Here is an 18,579-nt window from a genome sequence, read left to right as displayed (position 1 = left end):
GGCGGGGGAGAACGGGGCTGAGTACGGCGGTGTCGGCGGTGTCACGGTCGGCTGCCCCAGCGGATCGCCGCCGCGGAGGCCATCTCCCCCGCGCCGGCGAAGCCCGCCAGCACCACCAGGGCGCCGTCCGGGACGGCTCCGTCGCGCACGGCGTGGTCGAGGCTGACCGGAATGCCGGCGCCGAAGAGGTTCCCGTAGGAGTCGAACGTGTCGTAGTGGCGTGCGGGGTCGAGGCCCAGGTCCCGTGACCAGTTCCGCAGCAGCAGCCGGTTGGGCTGGTTGGTGACCAGCAGTCCGATGTCCCCGGGGGACGACCCGACCTCCCGGCACAGGTCGGCCACCACCTCGGGGACGATCTTGCTGCCGCGTTCGATGATGTTCTGGGCCTTGAGGTTGTCGAAGGCCACGTCCATCTCGGAGGTGCCGGGCTCCCAGTAGAGCCGCCCGTCGTCGAGCCTGAGGCCGACGTCGGGCGCGTACTCGGGGTGGTGGTGCACCCGGGTGCCCAGGACCGGGCGCTCACCGCCGACGGTCAGCAGAGCCGCCGCCGCGCCGTCACCGGGCACCGAGGCGTGCGCCGACTGCCGCACCCCGGGCTGGGTGAAGATCTTCCCCGCGGTCTGCGCGGTGCACAGCAGCGCCGTGCGGCCCTCGCCGGACGCCAGCAGGGACCGGGCGACGCCGAGCATGTACGGGAAGACCGCGCAGTGACCGTTGTGCAGGTCGATGATGTGGTCGGGGCGGCAGCGCAGGCGACGCGCCAGCTCGGCGCCCGAGCCCAGGAAGGGCACGTCCGGCAGGGCGTTGTGGGTCACCAGGACGTCGACACCGGCCAGCGCGTCGGCGCCGTGCCGCTCCCGCAGCGCCGTCGCGGCCCGTTCCATCAGGTCCGCACCGGTCTCCTCCCGCGAGGCGTAGCGGCGGTACTCGGGTGCGCGGAACATGGGGTTGCGCAGCAGGGGGTCGTCCGGCCGGGAGTACCGCTCGAAGTACTCCCGGCCCACCCGCTGTTCCGGCAGGGCGCTGGCGACGTCCAGCAGGCTCACCTGCGCCATCTCAGGCCCCCGAGGCGGCGGAGGGGGTGATGGGGATGCCCCGGTGGTGCCGGTGCTCCATGATCGCCTTGATGTTCTCCAGCTCGACCTTGTGACCGGCGTAGAACTCGCGCCAGAAGTCGCCGACCCAGGGGCGGTCCGGCGACGGCGCCAGCTCGGGGTAGGGGTTCTTCTCGTAGTAGGGGTGGTGGCAGTTCGTCCACAGGATCACCGAGCCGGGGCGCTTGAGGACCGTCCGGGCGTCCACGACCCGGAAGAGGTAGATCATCCACAGGTCTTCGCCCTGGTCCCAGGCCGCGTGGTAGTCGACCGTCAGGGCCTGCGGGTTCGCCTCGATGCGGACGTAGATGCGGGTGTTGCCGGACAGCCGGTCCCAGCCGACGTACAGGCCGGTGTCGTCGACCGGTTCCAGGTCCCGGACGCTGTAGGTGTACTCCTCCTGGCTCTTCATGTCGGCCAGGTACTCGTACACGTCGCGCGGCGGCGCGTCGACGTACCCCTGCAAGGTGCAGTAGTCGCCGTAGACCTCCTCGTGCGTGTAGGAGTCCTTGGTGTTCTCCTTCACCGAGCGGAGCACCTCGCCGACCGGTGCGTTCTCGACCCTGACCAGGCCGTCGATGGTGGACAGTTCGGTTTCTGACGCCCTCATCGCGGTGTGACTCCTTCGGTTCGTTCTGCGGATCGGATGGAAGCGGTGGCCGGTGCCGCCGGCTCCCCCGGACCGTCGGCCGGGGCTGTCGCGAAGGGGACGAACGGCAGGTACGGCGGCATCTCGTCGTGGCGCACCTCGACCGAGACCACCGCCGGTCCGGCCGAGTCGGCGGTGGCGGCCAGGAAGTCCCGCAGTTCGTCCAGGCGCCGCACGGTCGCGGCCCGCAGGCCGGGGAACATCGCGGCGACGCCCTGCCCGAGGTCGCTGGGACGGAAGACGTTGTACGGGCGCCCGCCGCCGTAGAGGAACTCCTCGCGGGACAGGCAGGCGGCGTGCGCGTTGTTGTTGAACAGCACGAAGGTGATGGGCAGTCGGTGCTCGACGGCGGTGTGCACCTCCATGCCGTGCATGAAGAAGGAGCCGTCACCGGCGAGCACGACGGTGCGCCGGCCGTTCGCCAGGGCGGCACCGATGCCCGCACCGAAACTGAAGCCCATGCCCCCCATCCCCAGCGCCAGCAGGTAGCGGCCGCGGCGGGGAGCGGGCAGGAAGTGCATCACGCCGCACCCGGTGTTGCCCGCGTCGGAGACGACGTTGGCGTCCTCGGGCAGTGCGCGGGCGATCGTCTCCACGATCTCGCGGAGCGCGATCCTCTCCCCGTCGCTGCGTTCGTGCGGCAGGTACCGGAGGCCCTCGTGCGGCGGGAAGGGCGGCCCCGGGCGGGGCGGGGACGCCTCCAGCCGTGCGGTGACCGCGCGCAGCCCCTGCCGCAGTCCGCCGCCCAGCGGCAGTGCCAGCGCCGACGGCGGGTACGCGGGCTCCCGGTTCAGGCAGACCAGCGTCCGTCCCGGCAGGGCGTCCTCCAGCCCGGCCGCGGCCGTCTGGGGGAACCGGGTGCCGACCAGGACGCACACCGCCGCCCGCTCCAGGCAGTGCCGCACGCTGGGGTGGCCGATGACCCCGGCCACGCCGACGAACCGCGGGTCGTGGTTGTCGAAGGCGTCCTTGGCGTCCGGCTCGACGGTCACCCACGCGCCGAGGGCGGTCACGAACCGGGCCAGCTCGCGCCGGGCGTCCGACCGCACGACCTCGGCCCCCGCGACGACGAGCACCGGGGCCCCGGCGCGGCGGGCCTGCTCCAGGGCGTCGGCCCCCGGGCCGGCGCAGTCGGCCGGCTCGCGGCCGCGGGTCGTCTCCGCAACGGTCTCCCCGCCGGTCGGCCCCGGTGCGCCGACGGCCGGGGAGCGGGTGGGCCGCAGCGCCGTGGTGGCCTGCTGCACGTCCTTCGGCAGCAGCAGGACCGCGGGGCCGCGGGGCTCGCCGAGGGCCGCCTGCACCGCCAGCGGCAGGAGCTTCTCGGCGGCCTCGGCACTCTCCACGCGCGCGCAGAACCGGGAGACACCGGAGAACACGGCGCCGGCGTCCACCGAGCCGCCCAGCCCGCTCTGGTCCTGGAAGGCGCCGCGCCCCTCCGACGCCCTGGGCGGCTGCCCCACCAGGGCGAGCACCGGGACCCGGGAGGCGTACGCCTCGCCGAGGGCCGGCACCAGGTTCAGGGCACCACCGCCGGACGTGGCCGCGACCACGGCCAGCCGGTTGCCCGCCCGGTGGTAGCCGTCGGCCATCGCGGCGGCGGAGAACTCGTGCTTGGCCAGCACCGCCTCGATGCGCCCGGCGCGGAAGACCGCGTCGAAGACGTCCTCGATGTTGGCGCCGTGCACGCCGAACAGGTGCCGTACGCCGACCTCGTCGGCCAGGTGCCCGACGATGTGGTCCACCACTCGGTACGGCGGCACCGTCGGTGCGCCGGCCCCGTGGGCGGTCGGGTCAGCCGTGGGCATTGGCCACCTCCGCGAAGATCTCGACACCCCGCTCGAGTGCGGGACGGGGCGCGGTCACCCCGATCCGCAGACAACGCCGCGCGTGCGGGTCCTCGCGCAGTTGCGGCAGGTAGAACGGGGCCGAGGGGGCCACGAGCACGCCCGCGTCGGCGAGGACGGGGAACAGTTCGGCGGTGGAGCCGGGCAGACCGGGCAGGCACACCCACTGGAACTGGCCGCCGTCCAGGCAGTGCACGGCGAACTCCACGGTGAGCAGGTCCTCCAGCAGGCCCCGCACCAGGCGGTGGCGCTCGCGCACGGAGGCGCGCAGCGGACCGGCGCACAGCGCGGTGTAGCGGTCGTCGGAGAGCAGTTCGGCGGCCACCAACTGGATCACCTGGGGCGGGAAGACCACCGCCCGGGCCTGGTACTCGGCCAGGGTGCGCAGCACGGGCTCCGCGGCGAGGACGAAGCCGAGGCGTTCGCCGGCCAGCGACGCCTTGGAGAAGCTCTGCACGAGGACGACGTTGTCCCCCCACGGCAGTCCGGGCTCGCCGAACGCGAGTCCGGGCAGGATCGGGCCGTAGGCGTTGTCGACCACCAGCAGGGCACCCACGGCGGCGCACTCGCGGGCGAGTTCCTCCAGGTGTGCGTCGGGAACCACACTGCCCGTGGGGTTGCCGGGCCTGGAGAGCACGACGGCGCCGACGTCCGGGCCGAGGGCGCCGCGCGGCGGCAGGTAGCGGAACTCGTGGGGTCCCACGTCACGGACCTCGGGCAGCAGCATGTCGTACCGGGCCCCGGGGTGGGTGCGGTAGCCGGGGTACTCCGGCCCGGCGAAGACGATGCGGCGCCCCTGTCCGGCGACGTGTGCCGACAGGTGGTGGAAGGCGGCCTGGGCGCCGGGCGTGACCAGCACGTTGTCCCGTGAGAGGGGCAGTCCGAAGTGGTTCCCGTACAACGCCGCGAGCCGCTCGCGCAGTTCGCCGTCGCCCATGACGTCGTGGTACCTGCCGATGCGGTCGGGGAAGTCCGGGCGCTCCACGACGGTGCGGTAGGCGCGGCGCGCCAGTTCGGCCAGGGACGGGTTCTGCATCGGCATCCCGGCGGCGAGGTTGTGCCACCTGCCGTCGTCCGCCCGCAAGTAGGGCACGAGGTCCTGCCACTCCGAGACGGCGGCCGTCGGGGGCGCGGTCATTCCACGGCCCCGTCCCGCAGGAGGCCGTCGCGATGGCGGTCGGCGATCCCGCCCGGCAGGTCCAGACGGCCGATCGGGGAGTAGTCGTAGCGGTCGACCGGGTCCACGGAGGGCGATTCGATGCGTTCGTTCGCCGCCAGCACACCGGCGACGACCTCGTCGCTGGCGAAGGTGTGGCCGATGCCGTCGACGAAGGCGCAGCCCAGGTCGGTGAGGTTCACGGCGGTGCCGTCGGTGTCCAGCAGTCCCAGCTTCTGGAGGTTCTCCACGTGCCCGGCGAACAGTTCCACGGCGTCGATCCCGTACTGCCGGCCGCGGGCCGCGAGGTCGGCGCCGCCGCTGCGGATGCCGAACATCAGCGAGCGTCGCAGCCGCTCGGCCGGAGGGAGTGAGTGCCCGCGCCACACCGGGGACGAGCCCGCCGCCGTCCTGTCGAGGTACTCGCGGTTGTCGCAGACGTTGTAGTACTGCGTGCCGCCGATGTAACCGAAGCTGCTGACGCCCAGACCGACGAGGTTGTCCTCCTCGATGGAGTCGAACTTGTTCTGCTGCTGGCGGGAGTGGACCGAGTCCTTGGCGTAGTAGAACACCGGGCCGCGGCGGAACCCCGTCGAGAAGAGCAGGAACTCCGCCATGAAGTGCATCCGCAGGCGGTCCCGTTCGTCCGGGAAGTCCTGCGGCCTGTTGATGTACTGCCGCGTGATCGGGTCGGAGCGCTTGAACATCAGGGGGAAGATGTTGAACTTCCGTAATCCGGCGTCCATCAGCTCGGTGAGGGTGTCGTACCAGTTGCGCAGGGTCTGCAGCGGCAGACCGAAGATCAGGTCGACGTTGAGGTTGTCGATGTTCCGGTCGTCCAGCAGGCCGATCAGCCGGTACACCTCGGCCCGTCCGTGACCGCGGTTGAGCCGGGCGAGCACCTTCTCGTCCATCGACTGGATGCCGAACACCCAGCGGTTGACGCGGTGTTCACGGATCGCGTCGAGACGGTCCTCGTAGTCCGGCTGCCGCACGACGCCCGGGTGCAGTTCGAAGGTGATCTCCGTGTCGGGTGTGGTGCGCACGGTGCTCCACAGATGACCCATCAGCGACTGGATCTGGTGCGCCTTGAGGTACGAGGGCGTGCCGCCGCCGAAGTAGACGGACGAGGCGGTCAGCCCGCCGGGGGTCTGCGCCGAGACGCGTTCCGCGGTGCCGCTGATGTCGTCGCGCAGGGCCGAGACGTAGCGCTCCACCATCTGGTCGGGAGAGTTGATCTCCTTGTAGAAGTGGCAGAACGTGCAGTACTGCTCGCAGAACGGGATGTGCAGGTAGAGGTTCTGCGACGGGGTGATCCCCCGGAAGACCTCCTCGGCCTCCATGTCGTGCAGGAACTTCAGCGGCGGGTACGTACCGACGAGGTAGTACTCCAGCGGGGTCCGGTACACGCCCGCTGCGCGCAGACCGGGCAGGTCGAGTTCCGCGACCCTTCCCTCGGCGTAGTCGAGGGCGTCCTGGAAGGACGGCGGCCTGGGCCCGCCGTCCGGACGGGGGCCGTTCGAGGGTGGTGTCGTCTCCATGGGTTTCCTCCTGGCTGGCCGGCGACCGTCGACGGGCCCGGCCCGTGGCACGCCGGAGGTCACCCGGGTGCCGGCATGGGCCGTGGGACGTCGCAGGACGGGCGGGCGGTGCGGGACGTCCCGGATGGGTCGTGGACGGGCCTGCCGTCACACGAAGGGGCGGAGGGATCCCGCCCGGTGGGGGAAACGCCGGAGGCGGCGAGCCGCGATCGGACCGGGAAGACCGGCGGCGGCCGTTCTGATCCTTTTTCTGGACGGGCGCAGCGCGGCCGTCGGCCTAGTCGGCCATAACGGCAGGTCACCAGCGTATTTCGACATCCTGCATCCCCCGTGAATGCTTGCGAAATGTGGTCCGGCGAAGCTATGCCAGCCGAACCGGCACCGTCAAGGGCGAAATAAATTCTTCCCGTAACGCCGGAACGAACGCTCCCGACGTTTTCCTACCTGCGCAGGAACGATTCTTTTACCCGATGCGCCTCATCTGGAGGGCGATACGGCAGCGGATACACCGACGAAGGCGAAGGAAATCGGAAAATGACGGCGAATGAGCGGTGAAGTAACACATGGGATGTGATCTGCGTCACAATCCGGTAGGTGAGTCAACCGAAATAAATGCTTGACACGCGGCGGCCGTCGCCCAAAAAATGCGTAGTCCGAGCGCGCCGTAATGCCTGCTCGCGTCTTTTCGCCCAGGAATCGCCGGCCCCTGTTCGAGCCGGTCCCGCATTCTTCCGGAATAGTTGACTCCGCGACTTTCCGCGACCGCTCTCCACCGCGCCCGGATCCGAATCCTGCCGATGCGTCCGTACCGAACGGGGGAACGTTCAGGTGGATCACCGCTCCGCCCGCACCGCCCAGTCCACCGACGGCTGTCCGGTGGCCCACGCCGCCGACGGGTTCGACCCGTTCGGCGACGACTACCAGCAGAACCCGGCCGCCGCGCTGGCTGCCGCCCGAGCACACGAACCCGTCTTCCACAGCCCGGAGTTGGACTACTGGGTGGTCACCCGGTACGCCGACATCAAGGAGGCGTTCCGCAACACCCGGGACTACTCAGCCTCGCTGGCCCTGGACCCCATCACGCCCTTGGCGCCCCAGGCCCGCGAACGGCTCGACAGCTACGGTTTCGCACCCGGGCCCGTCCTGGTCAACGAGGACGAGCCGCTGCACATGCGGCGCCGCAAGCAGCTCGCGCCGCCGCTGGCCGCGGCCGAGGTCGGTCTCCTGGAGAACCGGATCCGCGCCTTGGTCACCCGGTACATCGACGCCTTCGCCGACCGTGGCCGCGCCGACCTCGTGGACGACCTGCTGTGGGAAGTGCCGGCGATCGTGGGGCTCCTCGTCATGGGCGTCCCCGACGAGGACATCGAGACGGCGCGCCACTACACCATCAAGATGGGCCTGTTCACCTGGGGACGCCCCTCCGTGGAACACCAGGTCGAGACGGCCGACCAGGTCGGCCGCTGGTGGCGGCTCTCCGGCGAGCTCGTCGAACGCCTCAAGCGCGAGCCGGGCCGCGGATGGATGCCCCACGCCATCGAGGTGCACCGCCGGGACCCGGAACTGGTCGACGACAACCACCTGCAGAACATGATGATGAGCGGGTTGGTCGCCGCCCACGAAACGACCACCAACGCCACCGCCAACGCCCTGCGGTACCTGCTGGCCGACCGCGAGTCCTGGCAGGCGCTGTGCGAGGATCCCGCGCTGGTCCCGAACGCCGTCGAGGAGTGCCTGCGCTACGCGCCGTCGGTCCTGTGCTGGCGCCGCCGGGCCCTGAAGGACGTCGTCCTGGGCGGCACGACCGTCCCCGCGGGCGGGCGGCTCCTGCTGATGACGGCTTCGGGCAACCACGACGAGCGCGTCTTCCCCGACCCCGGCCGGCTCGACATCCGCAGGGCCAACGCCAAGCGCCACCTCACCTTCGGTGCGGGAGCCCACAGCTGCATCGGCGCACCCCTGGCCCGGCTGGAGATGAGGATCATCCTGGAGGAACTCACCCGGCGCCTGCCGGACATGGGTCTGCTCCCCGGCCAGACGTTCTCCTACCTGCCCAACGCCTCCTTCCACGGCCCCCGGCACGTCCTGGCCCAGTGGCCGGTACCGGCGCCGTCCGGCCCGGCCCCGGCCCCGGTTCCCGGCACACCGTGAGGCTGACGTGCCGCGCCCCACCACCCGTCCCGTCCCCACCGAGGAGTCCCCTTGAGTGACCGAACAGCCGTCGTCGGCGCCGGGATCGCCGGACTGAGCACGGCCCTCCTCCTGTCCCGCGCCGGCCTGCGGACGGAGGTCCACGAGCGCGACCCCGCCGCACCGGACCACCCTGCCGAGGCGGCGGCACACACCAGAGCGGGCGCCCCCCAGTCCCGCCATCCGCACATCTTCCTCGGCCTGTTCCGCAGGCAGCTGCGCGAGCACCTCCCCGACGTCCACGACGACCTCCTGCGCCACGGGGCCGAGGAGGTCCCGCTGCAGTCGCCGGGCGCCGGGCCCGACCAGGTGATGATCGCCGCCCGCCGCGGCCTGGTGGAGTGGGCCCTGTCCCGGGCGCTCGACCGGGACGGCGTCCCGCGCCGGCACGGGGTGACGGTACGGGATCTCGAAGTGGCCGACGGCGCGGTGTGCGGCCTGCGCACCGACGACGCCGTGCACCCCGCGCGCCTGGTCGTCGACGCCTGCGGGAGCCGCTCGCAGCTGGCCCGGCGGTACACCACCACGGTGGCCGACGTCGAGTGCGGGAAGGTGTACAACAGCCGGTTCTACCAGTTGGCCGAGGGCGTCCCCAGGCCGCCCACCCGGTACGGGTCGGTCACCGTCGTCGACGGACTGGGCTTCGGTGCCGCCCTGTTCAGCCACGACAACGGGTCGTTCTCCGTCGACGTCGGCCGACTGCCCGAGGACGGGGACCTGGGGGACCTGCGCGACACCAGGGCCTTCGAACGCGTGCTGGCCCTCTTCCCGGACTTCCGGCCCTGGCTGCGGCCCGGCGCCGGAACGCCGGTGAGCGAGGTGGTGCCGATGGCGGGCCTGCGCAACGTGCTGCGCGCCCTCTCCCCGGACGCCCCGCGCGGATACGTGCCGCTCGGCGACGCGCTGTGCGTCACCGACCCCACCTTCGGCCGGGGTGCCTCGCTGGCCCTCGCCCAGGCGGTCATCCTGTCCCAGGCACTCGCGGGGGCCGAGGACCTGCCCCGGGCGGCCCTGCGCGCCACACGCGACACCGAGGCGTGGCTGCGTCCGTGGTTCGACGACGTGGTGGCCCAGGACACCGCCCGCACGACCCTGTGGCGGGCGGCGGTCGCGGACGAACCCCTGGAGGCCGTTCTCGCCCAACTGCCGCCCAACCCCTTCATGTTGCTGGACGCCGCGCCGCACGACCCCGAGCTCGCCGATGCCGCCGGACGGTACGTCAGCATGCTGGACACCACCCTCGACACCCCCGACCTGCGGCAGCGGGTCGCCCGTCTCGTCCCGGTGCTGATGACGGCCGCACCGGCCGCCGCACCGCCGCCCTCGCGCTCCGAGGTCCTCAAGGCGCTCGCCGGGGACTGACGACGCCCCGATGCGCCCGGACGCCCCGGCGGGGACGCGTCCGGGCGTGCCCGCCCGCCCCGGCGGTGCGGGGCCTTCGACGTAGGATCAGCCGGTGTCCCGTCCGGCACAGCCCCGTCCGCACCGTCCCACCGCAGCGAGGTCAGGTGTCCCAGTCGTCCTCCTCCCTTCCCGCGGCCCCCGACGACGTCCTGCGGGCGGCCGGCGTGACCTTCCGCGTCCACCCCCATCCGCCCGTGCGGACCGCCGAGGACGTGCGGCGCGAGACCGGCCTGTCCGTCGCGGACTCGGTCAAGACCCTGGTCTTCACCGCTGACGACGACCGCGTCTTCCTGGTGGCCTTCCCCGGCCTCGCCCGACTCGGCTACGGGCGTCTCGCCCGTGCCGTCGGTGTGCCGCGTTCGCGGCTGCGGCCCGCGGGCGAGGAGGTGCTGCGGAGCCTGGGCATGGAACCGGGCGGGGTGAGCCCGGTGTGCGGCGCGCCCGGTGTCACGGTGGTGTTCGACGCGGCCGTCCCCGGCATGGGCACCGTCTACTGCGGCAGCGGGCGGGCCGACCGGAGCCTGGAGGTCGCGGCCGCCGACCTGCTGCGACTGGCGGGCGATCCGCTGGTCGCGGACGTCGCGGACGTGGCCGACGCCCCCGTCGGGCCCGGCGCGCGGACCGAAAGGCCCGACAAGACCGAAAGGCCCGACAAGGACGAAGAGCCCCGCCCCGGAGCCCGGACGCCGTCATCCGGGTGACGCCTCCGCCATCCCGTTCTGGCACGAGGCCACCGAGGTCACCCGGCACCACCTCCGGAGCGTGGCGCGGGCGGACTGATGCGCCGGGGGCCCACGAGGCCCGTTTCGTGGCCGGAGCTGCGTCTGTGTTAGCGTCAGGGGTTTGCGTGGTCGTCGCGGTGGGCCGTTCCGTCTGCTCGGTTCCGCCGTGGTGACCCGTGCCGACCTGCCGGGCCTTCCTCGGTACGTTCCCTGCTGCGGAAGGCTCTTCATGAAGCACCCCGACGACTCCGGCACCGCCCACGGCGGTCCCGCCCCGGCCGCCTCCTTCGCCGACCTCGCCCTGCCCGCGCCGGTGCTGCGGACGCTCGACGAGTTGGGGGTGCGCGAGCCGTTCCCCATCCAGGCCGCGACCCTGCCCGACGCCCTGGAGGGACGCGACGTCCTGGGGCGCGGGCGCACCGGATCGGGCAAGACGCTCGCCTTCGGTCTGCCGCTGCTGACCCGTACGGCCGGACGGCGCGCCGAACCCAAGCAGCCCCTCGCGCTGATCCTCGTACCCACCCGGGAACTGGCCCTGCAGGTCACCCAGGCGCTCCAGCCCTACGCCGACGCACTGCGGCTGCGGACGGCCACGGTCGTGGGCGGCCTGTCCATCGGCCGGCAGATCGCCGCGCTGCGCGAGGGGGCCGAGGTGGTCGTCGCCACCCCCGGCCGCCTGCACGACCTGATCGAGCGCAACGCCTGCCGACTGGGACGGGTGCGGACCACCGTCCTCGACGAGGCCGACCAGATGTGCGACCTCGGCTTCCTGCCGCAGGTCAGCGAGCTGCTCGACCAGGTGCACCCGGACGGCCAGCGCATGCTGTTCTCGGCCACCCTGGACCGCGACGTCGAGCAGCTGGTCGACCGCCACCTCCACGACCCGGTCGTGCACTCGGTCGACCCGTCCGCGGGCGCGGTCACGACGATGGAGCACCACGTCCTGGTCGTCCACGGCCCCGACCGCTACGCCGTCACCACGGAGATCGCCGCCCGCGACGGGCGCGTCCTGCTGTTCCTCGACACCAAGCACGCCGTCGACCAGCTCACCCGCCACCTGCGGGCCAACGGGGTGCACGCCGGGGCCCTGCACAGCGGCAAGTCCCAGCCGCAGCGCACGCGGACGCTGGCGCAGTTCAAGGACGGGCAGATCGGCGTCCTGGTGGCCACCGACGTCGCCGCCCGTGGCCTGCACGTCGACGACCTCGACCTCGTCGTCAACGTCGACCCGCCCACCGACCCCAAGGACTACGTGCACCGCGCGGGCCGCACCGCCCGCGCCGGTGGTTCCGGCCGCGTGGTCACGCTCGTGCTGTCCGCCCAGCGCCGCGAGACCAGCCGCGTCCTGGCCGAGGCCGGGGTCGGGGCGACCGTCACCAAGGTGCGCTCGGGCGAGGCGGAACTCAGCCGCATCACCGGCGCCAGGACCCCCTCCGGCGTCCCGCTGGACGGCGCGCCCGCCACCCCCCGGGCCAAGAACACCAACGCCCCGTTCCGCGGCCTCGGCACGACCAAGGACCCCTCCCGCGGCGCCGGCGGCAAGTCCCGGAAGGCCGGCGAGGCCCGCAAGCTCGCCGAGGCCCGCAAGGCCGCCCTGGTGCGCCGCAACCGGGCGGGATGACGGAGCCGGCGCCGCGCACCGGGCCCGGCATGACAAGCTGTGCCTGCCCAGCCCACCCCCGAACCCAGGAGGTCACCATGACCGCAGAGCCCGCCACCCCGGAAGGTTCGGAGACGGCCGCCCCCGAGACGTCCGCGCTCGCACCGGACAGCGACGGCACCTACGACCTGAAGGCCAAGTTCCGCGAGGCCCTGGCACGCAAGCGCGGCGCGCAGGCGGCGGCGGCCGACGCGGCCGCCGGCCCGGACGCCTCGAAGGTGCGCGCGGCGCACGGCCCGGCGTCGAGCCAGCGGTCGTTCCGGCGCAAGAGCGGCGGCTGAGCCGACGGCACGGTGGTCTCACGCAGGCGCACCTGTGCGTGACCACCGCCGCCGCCCGGATCAGTTCCCGCTGCGGAGCACCAGCAAGGTGATCTCGCTGGGGGCGAAGACACGGAACGGCGGACCCCAGAAGCCCGTGCCGCGGCTCGTGTAGAGCACGGTGCGGGCACCGTGGTGGCTGAGGCCGGCCAGCGCGGGCTGGTCGAGGCGGACCAGGTGGTGGAACGGCCAGATCTGGCCACCGTGGGTGTGCCCGGAGAGCTGGAGGTCGACGCCGGCGGCCGCGGCCCGGTCGACGAACGCGGGCTGGTGCGCCAGGAGCAGGACCGGCAGGCCGGGGTCGGCGCCGTCCAGGGCCCCGGCGAGGTGGGCGCGGTGGCCGGGCAGCCCGGAGGACTCGGCCGTGACGTCGTCCACGCCGGCCACCACCAGGGTGTCGCCCCCGCGTTCCAGCAGCAGGTGGCGGTTGCGCAGCGGCTCCCAGCCCAGCCGGTCCATCAGGTCGACCCAGCCCTGGGCCTCGCTGTAGTACTCGTGGTTGCCGGTGACGTAGACCCGGGCGTGGGTCGCCCGCACGGTGCCGAGCGGGGCGGCCTGGGCGCGGCGGCGTTCGGCCGTGCCGTCCGCGATGTCACCGGTGTGGCAGACCAGGTCGGCCTCCAGGGAGTTCACGGTCTCGCACACCCGGGCCGACCAGCGGGCGCGGTCGAGGGGCCCGTAGTGGGTGTCGGTGACGAGGACGACCCGCAGGCCGTCCAGGCCGGCGCCCAGCCGGGGGAGCCGTACGTCGAGCCGGCGCACGCGCGGGACGCGGCGGGCCTCGGCGTACCCCCAGGCCAGCAGGACGGCGCTGACGCCGAGGACGGCCCAGGTGACGGCGCGGGCGCGGTCCTGGCCGTCGCCGACGCCGGCCACGGCCAGGGCGAGCCGCAGCAGTACGCCGAGCAGGACGGACCAGGTGAACAGGACCCAACTGACGCCCAGCAGCGTGTCACCGAGGATCGCCGCCGCGTCCTGCTGGCGCCGGCCGTGGCCGCGCGCCATCCCGAGGGGCATCGCGACCAGGCCGAGGACGAACAGGGCGGTGCCGCCCGCGGTGACGGGCGCCGGCCAGTGCTGGCCGGCGTACAGGAGCACCCAGCAGGGCACGGCCCACAGCAGGACGGGGGCGACCAGGGGGAGGTAGCGCATCAGGCGGTACAGCGCCCTGCGGCGCGGCGCCTGCGCCTCACCCCGGGCCTGCCCGGTGCTGCTGGTGTCGGTCACGTGTTCCTCCCTGACCAGGCTGCCGTTCCGCGCACTGTATCCCCCGGCCACGGCGCGCGGCACCCGAGTCCCCGCACGGCCGCCCGGACCCGGCCCGGACACGGCCTAGGGGTGCCCGTCAGCGCCGGTTAGGGGTTATCGAGGGCAGCGCGTGTCCGTACCGTCGGGAGTCCCGCAGCCTTCGGAGGTGGCCGTCGTGATCTGCCGTTGCTGGAGCCCCGCACCGAGCACGCCGACGGGGGCGTGATGGGGGCCCCGACCGAGCACCGGGCCGTCGGCATCCTGGGGACCGGGTCGTACCTGCCCGCCGAGGCCGTCCCGAACCACCTGGTGGCCGAGCGGGCCGGTGTCACCGCCGACTGGATCGAGGCCAAGACCGGTATCCGCAGCCGCCGTTACGCCGCCGAGGACGAGGCCACCTCCGACCTCGCGGCCGCGGCGGCGCGCCACGCCCTCGACGCCGCGGGCGTCGCGCCCGGCCGGGTGGACTGGGTCGTGGTGGCGACGTCCACCCCCGACCACCCGCAGCCCGCCACGGCCTGTCTGGTGCAGGAGCGCGTCGGCGCGGTGAACGCGGCGGCCTTCGACGTCAACGCCGTGTGCAGCGGCTTCGTGTTCGCGCTCGTGGTGGCCGCGCGGCTGCTGCAGTCGCCGGGTGCCGCGCCCGGCGGCCACGCCCTGGTGATCGGCGCGGACGTCTACTCACGCATCATCGACCGCTCGGACCGCCGTACGGCCGTGCTGTTCGGGGACGGCGCGGGCGCGGTCGTGCTGGGCCCGGTGGGCGCGGGCCGCGGCCTGGTGGGCGCGCACGCGGCCAGCCACGGCGCGCTGCACGACCTCATCAAGGTGCCGGCCGGCGGCAGCCGGGAGCCCGCATCGGAGCAGACGGTCGCCGAGGGCAGGCACTCCTTCCGGATGAGCGGCCGGTCGGTCACGGAGTACGTGATGACCGAACTCCCCGCGGCGGTCCGCGCCACGCTCGCCGAGAACGGCGTGGACGGCGCGAGCGTCGACCACTTCGTGCCGCACCAGGCCAACGGCGTCATGCTGGACAGGGTCCTGCCCGGCCTGGGGCTGCCGCGGGCGCGCGTGCACCTGACGGTCGCCGAGCACGGCAACACCAGTGCCGCGTCGATACCGCTGGCGCTGGACGCGGCCCGCAGGCAGGGCGCGTTCTCCGACGGCGACCTGCTGCTGCTCGCCGGGTTCGGCGGCGGGATGTCACTGGGCACGGCACTGGTCAGGTGGCAGGGGAGCGAGAACGGCGCCCGCTGAGGCGGGCTTTCCCGGCCCGGGCCGACGCGCTCGCGCCATCGAATTACGCACCCTGTAAAGAGGTGGTTAAAAACTGGTGCACGCACGGGTGTGCCGCGGTGCGCCCCGTGCGGAGATCCGGGTCCGCGCCGGACGGGCCGCCGTATCAAGGCCGCCCTACGGTAGGGGGATACCCCTATCTTTCAGCGCGCACGCGTCCGTTCATCGGGCCATCACCCCGTCGCATGTGAGAGGTGGCCGACCGCTGCTTCGTCAGCGGGCATTTGGCGAGAATTCAGCCCTGTTCAACCTCCGCGGCTTACAGCGGAATGAGAGGTTCCCATTGGAACGGCATCGTTCACTACGGTATGAATTGGCAGATTGTGGTCGCGGTATACGGGTTTCCCCCCGCGACCGGGCGGAGGGATCTCGTCCGGGGGATGGTTGACAGTCGGATGAGCCCGAGGGTTTCATCGATCTGTGGACACGGGCGGGGGATTCTGCCGTGCGGACCTCCGGCTCGAGGAGGCGTGGCGGCCGGAACCGTCGCCGAAGCAGAAGGCATCGACGGTCTGGTCAATGCCGCCGGTCCATCGGTGAAGGGGGATCCGGATTCCGTATGCTGATAGCCAGGGAATTAGAACTCACCGCATTAAGAATAGCTGTGCGTGACAGTGCCGCGGGACGGGCGAGAACCATTTTCGTCGAAGGGCCCGTCGGATGTGGCAAAACCGAGCTTTTGGAAGCCCTGGCAGCGTTGTCGAGTGACGCGGGGGCGATCGTCCTCCGGGCCACCGGAATGCCGTCCGAGGAAAGCGTTCCCCTGGGACTGGTGCGGCAACTCGTCCACAGCGAGGCACTGCCCGCCGAAACCAGGAACTGGCTCGAACGCGTGGTGGACGAAGAGGGGACGACCGGCCCCGGACTGCCCGACGCGACGGCCCAGGGCAGGGGCGCGGGGATGCAGAGGTTCTGGGCGGCGCTGCGCACCGTCGCGCGCGACCGGCTCGTCGTCATCGGGATCGACGACCTCCAGCACGCCGACAGCGCCTCCCTGCAATACCTCCTCCACATAGCGGGCCGCTCGCGCACCAGCCGGCTGCTGATGGTGTTCACGGAGGCCCTTTACTACCGCCAGCAGGACACCGCGTACCGCACGGAATTCCTGCGCCAGCCCAACTTCCGCAGGATCCGGCTGGAATGCCTCGGTCCCGACGCGGTGGCCCGGTTCCTCGCCCACCACCAGCCCCGGCTGCCCGTCGGCGAGGACACGGCGGAGGAGTTCTACGCCGTGACCCGGGGCAATCCGCTGCTCCTGCGCGCCCTGCAGGAGGAGCGCGGGACGACCGCGGGCACGTCGTCCGGCGACTGCCTCGACCCCGGGCCCGGGGAGACGTTCGCGCACGCCGTCCTCACCTGCCTGGACCGCAGCGGGCCCACGGCCGCCAAGGTCGCCGAAGGGCTCGCCGTCCTCGGTGCGACCGCCACCCTCGACCTGCTCAGCCGGCTGTGCCGGCTGCCCCGCACCACGGCCGCCCAGGGCCTGCGCGCCCTGCACGCCGCCGGCGTGGTCGACGAGTGCCACTTCCAGCACCCGGCGGTCTGCAGCCAGGTCCTGGACGGCATGGACCCCGAACACCGCCAGCAGCTCCATCGCAGGGCGGCCACCCTGCTTTATGCCGACGGCGCCCGCGCCTCGGCCGTCGCCCCCCACCTGCTGGCGCTGGAGCGGATCAGCGAGCCGTGGGCCGCCGCGGTCCTGTGCGACGCCGCGGAGGAGGCCCTCGCCGACGACGAGGACGGCGTTGCCGTGGCCTGTCTGGAGCTGGCCCACCGGGTCTGCGAGGACCCCGGCCGGCGCATCGAGATCAAGGTGCGCACCTCGGTCGTCCTGCGGCGCAACCACCCCTCCGCGGCGGAGACGGCCGCCGAGGAACTGCTCGCTGCCGTGCGGGCGGGCCAGGCACCGCCGCGGTACACGACGGCGATCGCGGACCTGTTCCTGGCCCACCGGCGGCTCGAGGAGGCGTACGAGGTGCTCGTCCGCGGGCCCCAGGCCACCGCCGTGGCGCCCGCGCCCGCCGGGCCCGTCCGTACCGCCGGAGCCGGAGCCGGAGCCGCCGGAGCCGCCGTGCCCGCCGGTCCGTCCGCCGCCGTACCGGACCGGGGCACCGGAGGTGCCCTGATGACCTCGATCGTGGAACGCCGCTTCCCGTGGGCGGACGGCCGCCTGGCCGCCGTCCCGCAGCAGGGCGGCGAGCTGCGGGCCCTCCCGGCCCGGCCGGGCGGCGAGGCGCTGACCTCCCGGGGCGGCCAGCCGTGGCGGCTGCTCCTCGGCCCCCGTCGCGGCGACTTCGCCACCGCGGCCGAGGAGATGCTGCAGCGCTCCGCGCTCACCGACGCCACGATGGAGCCCCTCACCAGCGCCATCAAGTGCCTGCTGTTCTCCGGGAAGACGAAGCGGGCCCGCTACTGGTGCGACGTGCTCCTCCAGAACACCGCCCGCCGCGGCGCGGGCGGCTGGTACGCCATGATCGCCGGGCTGCGCGCCGAGGTGGCCCTCGCGCAGGGCAACCCCGAGGAGGCCGAGCGCTGCATCGACGCGGGTCTTGACCGGCTCACCGAACGCAAGCGGAGTGTCCTGGCCTGCGGCCTGATCGCCGTCCAGGTGATGGCCCAGACCGCCATGGGCAAGTACGAGGCCGGCGCCCGCAAGCTCAACGAGCCCGTCCCGGAGGCGGTGTACGCGAGCGCCTACGGCATGACGTACATGCGGGCCCGCGGCCACTACCACCTGGCCACCAAGCGTCTCGACGCGGCGCTGGACGACTTCATGGCCGTGGGCCGCACGGCGCAGCGCTGGGGCCTGGACCAGCCGGTGTGGGTGCCGTGGCGCAGCGACCTGGCCGAGGCGCTGCTCGGGACCGGCGAGTGCAAGGAGGCCGAGCGGCTGCTCCTGGAGCAGATCTCCCGCCTCGACGACGCCAACCCCCGCATCCACGGCATCTCCCTGCGGCTGCTCGCCGAGGCGTCCGCGCCGGGTGAGCGGCTGGGCCTGCTCACCCGGGCCGTGGCCCAGCTGCGGCTGTCCGGGGACCGCCTGGAGCTGGCGCGGGCCCTGTGCGACCTGGGGGAGACCCACAAGCGGCTCGGGGACCTGGCGCAGGCCGCGATGGCGTCCCGGCGGGCCTGGGAACTGGCCAGGGAGTGTGGCGCCGAACCGCTCTGCGCGCGGATCCGGCTCGAACACGGGGAGGCGGGCTGGGGCACCGGCCCGGAGAAGACCCTGGTGGACACCCGCGAGGCCAAGCTCAGCGACTCGGAGAAGCGGGTGGCGGCCCTGGCCGCCTGCGGCTACACCAACCGCGACATCTCCTCGCAGCTGTACATCACCGTCAGCACCGTCGAACAGCACCTGACCAGGGTCTATCGGAAGTTGAAGATAGGCGGTCGCCAACAGCTGCCGATCGACCTGCAGTTCGACCTGCCGGAGACCGCGTGACACGGGCGGGCCG

At 73.0% G+C, this 18,579-nt stretch carries 13 protein-coding genes; 7 read left to right on the top strand and 6 right to left on the bottom strand.

What is annotated here, in order from left to right; all coding sequences use genetic code 11:
- Positions 1-41 precede the first annotated feature (41 nt).
- The 5 genes from AQJ30_RS13975 to AQJ30_RS13955 are packed head-to-tail and all read right to left on the bottom strand — an operon-like array spanning position 42 to position 6,284.
- Complete coding sequence (locus AQJ30_RS13975) at positions 42-1,055, bottom strand: 3-oxoacyl-ACP synthase III family protein (RefSeq protein ID WP_067233251.1); 1,014 nt, start codon at positions 1,053-1,055, stop codon at positions 42-44.
- A gap of 1 nt (position 1,056) precedes the next feature.
- Positions 1,057-1,704, bottom strand: a complete 648-nt coding sequence (locus AQJ30_RS13970; protein WP_067233250.1) for an SRPBCC family protein — start codon at positions 1,702-1,704, stop codon at positions 1,057-1,059.
- The gene (locus AQJ30_RS13965; RefSeq protein WP_067233248.1) at positions 1,701-3,548 is read right to left on the bottom strand and encodes a thiamine pyrophosphate-binding protein; all 1,848 of its coding nucleotides are present in this window, start codon (positions 3,546-3,548) and stop codon (positions 1,701-1,703) included. The genes AQJ30_RS13970 and AQJ30_RS13965 overlap by 4 nt, the downstream gene beginning before the upstream one ends.
- A complete protein-coding gene (locus AQJ30_RS13960; RefSeq protein ID WP_067233246.1) occupies positions 3,535-4,725 on the bottom strand; it encodes an aminotransferase class I/II-fold pyridoxal phosphate-dependent enzyme in 1,191 nt (396 codons plus the stop codon). The genes AQJ30_RS13965 and AQJ30_RS13960 overlap by 14 nt, the downstream gene beginning before the upstream one ends.
- Positions 4,722-6,284, bottom strand: a complete 1,563-nt coding sequence (locus AQJ30_RS13955; protein ID WP_067233245.1) for a coproporphyrinogen-III oxidase family protein — start codon at positions 6,282-6,284, stop codon at positions 4,722-4,724. Before AQJ30_RS13955 ends, AQJ30_RS13960 begins: the two co-directional genes overlap by 4 nt.
- Before the next feature lie 828 nt (positions 6,285-7,112).
- Here AQJ30_RS13955 and AQJ30_RS13950 point away from each other — a divergent pair.
- The 5 genes from AQJ30_RS13950 (at position 7,113) to AQJ30_RS13930 (ending at position 12,541) form a co-directional block, all read left to right on the top strand.
- A complete protein-coding gene (locus AQJ30_RS13950; protein ID WP_067233243.1) occupies positions 7,113-8,435 on the top strand; it encodes a cytochrome P450 in 1,323 nt (440 codons plus the stop codon).
- Between the two features lie 51 nt (positions 8,436-8,486).
- Positions 8,487-9,836 carry an FAD-dependent oxidoreductase gene (locus tag AQJ30_RS13945; protein WP_067233242.1) on the top strand — a complete coding sequence of 450 codons (1,350 nt, stop codon included), beginning with the start codon at positions 8,487-8,489 and terminating at the stop codon, positions 9,834-9,836.
- A 146-nt stretch (positions 9,837-9,982) separates the two neighbouring features.
- Positions 9,983-10,579, top strand: coding sequence for an aminoacyl-tRNA deacylase (locus tag AQJ30_RS13940; RefSeq protein WP_067233240.1), 597 nt, complete (start codon positions 9,983-9,985; stop codon positions 10,577-10,579).
- A 250-nt stretch (positions 10,580-10,829) separates the two neighbouring features.
- On the top strand, positions 10,830-12,221 hold the full coding sequence (locus tag AQJ30_RS13935; RefSeq protein ID WP_067233239.1) for a DEAD/DEAH box helicase: 1,392 nt from the start codon (positions 10,830-10,832) through the stop codon (positions 12,219-12,221).
- 77 nt (positions 12,222-12,298) lie between these two features.
- Positions 12,299-12,541, top strand: a complete 243-nt coding sequence (locus tag AQJ30_RS13930) for a DUF5302 domain-containing protein (protein ID WP_067233237.1) — start codon at positions 12,299-12,301, stop codon at positions 12,539-12,541.
- 60 nt (positions 12,542-12,601) lie between these two features.
- On the opposite strand, the gene AQJ30_RS13925 is transcribed toward AQJ30_RS13930, so the two are convergent.
- Complete coding sequence (locus AQJ30_RS13925; protein ID WP_067233235.1) at positions 12,602-13,807, bottom strand: metallophosphoesterase; 1,206 nt, start codon at positions 13,805-13,807, stop codon at positions 12,602-12,604.
- 246 nt (positions 13,808-14,053) lie between these two features.
- On the opposite strand from AQJ30_RS13925, the gene AQJ30_RS13920 reads away from it, so the two are divergent.
- Both AQJ30_RS13920 and AQJ30_RS13915 read left to right on the top strand, forming a co-directional pair.
- On the top strand, positions 14,054-15,085 hold the full coding sequence (locus tag AQJ30_RS13920) for a 3-oxoacyl-ACP synthase III family protein (RefSeq protein ID WP_067233587.1): 1,032 nt from the start codon (positions 14,054-14,056) through the stop codon (positions 15,083-15,085).
- A 598-nt stretch (positions 15,086-15,683) separates the two neighbouring features.
- A complete protein-coding gene (locus tag AQJ30_RS13915) occupies positions 15,684-18,566 on the top strand; it encodes a helix-turn-helix transcriptional regulator (RefSeq protein WP_079084020.1) in 2,883 nt (960 codons plus the stop codon).
- The last annotated feature ends 13 nt before the right edge of the window (positions 18,567-18,579 follow it).

The organism is Streptomyces longwoodensis (genome assembly GCF_001514125.1).
In the GTDB taxonomy this organism is placed as follows: Bacteria; Actinomycetota; Actinomycetes; order Streptomycetales; family Streptomycetaceae; genus Streptomyces; species Streptomyces longwoodensis.
The sequence above is the reverse complement of the archived record's forward strand: the minus strand, read 5'-3'. Positions and strand labels throughout refer to the sequence as shown.

Coding starts and splice junctions, on each gene's coding strand:
- AQJ30_RS13960 (WP_067233246.1), bottom strand. CDS start 4,725: ATGACCGCGCCCCCGACGGCCGCCGTCTCGGAGTGGCAGGACCTCGTG.
- AQJ30_RS13935 (WP_067233239.1), top strand. CDS start 10,830: ATGAAGCACCCCGACGACTCCGGCACCGCCCACGGCGGTCCCGCCCCG.
- AQJ30_RS13920 (WP_067233587.1), top strand. CDS start 14,054: ATGGGGGCCCCGACCGAGCACCGGGCCGTCGGCATCCTGGGGACCGGG.
- AQJ30_RS13975 (WP_067233251.1), bottom strand. CDS start 1,055: ATGGCGCAGGTGAGCCTGCTGGACGTCGCCAGCGCCCTGCCGGAACAG.
- AQJ30_RS13955 (WP_067233245.1), bottom strand. CDS start 6,284: ATGGAGACGACACCACCCTCGAACGGCCCCCGTCCGGACGGCGGGCCC.
- AQJ30_RS13930 (WP_067233237.1), top strand. CDS start 12,299: ATGACCGCAGAGCCCGCCACCCCGGAAGGTTCGGAGACGGCCGCCCCC.
- AQJ30_RS13970 (WP_067233250.1), bottom strand. CDS start 1,704: ATGAGGGCGTCAGAAACCGAACTGTCCACCATCGACGGCCTGGTCAGG.
- AQJ30_RS13965 (WP_067233248.1), bottom strand. CDS start 3,548: ATGCCCACGGCTGACCCGACCGCCCACGGGGCCGGCGCACCGACGGTG.
- AQJ30_RS13915 (WP_079084020.1), top strand. CDS start 15,684: ATGCTGATAGCCAGGGAATTAGAACTCACCGCATTAAGAATAGCTGTG.